Source organism: Methylobacterium nonmethylotrophicum (assembly GCF_004745635.1).
Taxonomy (GTDB): Bacteria; Pseudomonadota; Alphaproteobacteria; order Rhizobiales; family Beijerinckiaceae; genus Methylobacterium; species Methylobacterium nonmethylotrophicum.
Window position 1 is genome coordinate 1 of sequence record NZ_SRLB01000088.1, and the last position, 1,691, is coordinate 1,691.

Consider the following 1,691-nt stretch of genomic DNA (forward strand, 5'->3'; position numbering starts at 1 on the left):
GGGTTCATCCGCACTTTCGGTGCTGACGGGTGCTTGTCCAGCCAAGCTCTGGGGTCTCGGCTCACGCGGCATGCAGTACTCGCTGGCGGAGCAGGTCGAACTTAGCACGACCATACATGCTGCGTTTGATCAGTTTGAGGCGGTTGACCTGCCCTTCTACCTGGCCGTTGCTCCAGGGCTCGGCGATCGCCGCGCGCACGGCATCCTCATCCTGCCGAAGCCCGGTGACGAAGCCGCCGAGCTCGGTGGCGGCGGTAGCCTCCAGCCAAGGCGTCAGTCCGGCGGGATCGTCCTGATGCAGGAGATCGGCGAAGGCGCGCACATCGTCGGCGGCCCGCTTGAGGCGCGGAGCCGCCTTGCAGAGTGCCTCGGTGAAGGCGCGATCCTCGGGCGACAGCACGGCTGGATCGCCCGTCAGCCACTGGGTGATGCGGCGTGTCGAGGGGATCCGGGCGGAGGGCGGTCGAGCCGGGGCCCCCGACTGCTGCCGTGCGGCCCAGCGCCGGACGATGTCGTAGCCGCCCGTGAAGCCCTGCGCGCACAACTCGCGATGGAGAACGGTGGCGCTGCGCTGACCGTCCTGCCAGCGCGCCTCGACGAAGCAGATGTAACGGTCGAGCCGGCTCGGGCCTGGGGCACGACGGTAGGGCACGAACTGGCCAGCCCGGATCCAGCGACGCACGGCGTTGCGCGATGCCCCGAGACGGCGGGCGATCTCCTTGGTCGGTTGACCTTCGCCGTGGAGCCGCAGGGCTGCCTCGCAGCGGTCGCGTCGCCGGCTGCTCGTCTCCGGGACGGGCTCGGTCTTTGCCGGATCAGGAGGGAGAGAAGGCTCGGGCATGGAGTGGCTCGCCACGGCCCTGATCTCGGACTGGTGACGCTCGACGATGCTGCGTAGTGCCTCGGAGGCATTGACGAGCAGATGCCAGCGATCTGCAACCTGCATCGCCGCCGGAGCGCCTGTGCGCGCAGCCTCGGCGTAGGGCCCGGCGCGGTCGCGGCTGACGACGGCGACGCTCGGATGGGCGGCAAGCCAGTCCCGCACCGGTGCCGCGGAGCGACCGGGCAGCAGGTCGATGACGCGCCGCCGTTCCAGATCGCAGACGATGGTGCCGTAGGACCGACCGCGCCGCCACGCCCAATCATCGATACCGACCACGCGCGGCGCCGGCGAAGAGGCGATGGCGCGTCGACGGATCAGGCGCAGAACCGTGTCGCCGCTGACCGGCATCGCCAGTCGTCGTGACAAGCGAGCACCGGGCTCGCCGCCGAGCACCATGCCGATGTCGGTCTGCGCCTCAGCCAATCGTTCGCTTCGACGCGCTTTGCGTGAACCCAGCCCCGCTGCGGGTTCGGCGAAGATCCGCCCCGGGCAGTGGCTGCAGCGAAAGCGGCGCACGCGCAGGTGCCACCTCACGGCTCGATCGTGCCAGGGCAGGTCCTTGAGGGTTCGCCAGTACGTGCTGTGCACCCGCGTCGAGGATTGTCCGCAGCTCGGACAGGTCGCCTGGTGTGCGATGGTGTGGGCGGTGATCAGCAACCCGGCCGGGTTCAGCGTCAGATCATCGACGTGAAGGCCGTCCGGAACCGACGGCATCGACCGGTTCGAGATCGGCATCGTGCTGCCCTACGGCTGCCATGCGCGTCAACGCCCGATCCCATCCATCAGCACCGAAAGTGCGGATGAACCC

Annotated in this window: 1 protein-coding gene; it reads right to left on the reverse strand. The window is 69.2% G+C overall.

The window, feature by feature from the left end:
* Nucleotides 1–61: 61 nt before the first annotated feature.
* Nucleotides 62–1,597, reverse strand: coding sequence for an ISL3 family transposase (locus EU555_RS35885; RefSeq protein WP_135420154.1), 1,536 nt, complete (start codon nt 1,595–1,597; stop codon nt 62–64).
* Nucleotides 1,598–1,691 lie beyond the last annotated feature (94 nt).

Excerpts from the sequence above, each read along its gene's own strand:
- EU555_RS35885 (WP_135420154.1), bottom strand. The coding sequence starts at position 1,597 with ATGCCGTCGGTTCCGGACGGCCTTCACGTCGATGATCTGACGCTGAAC.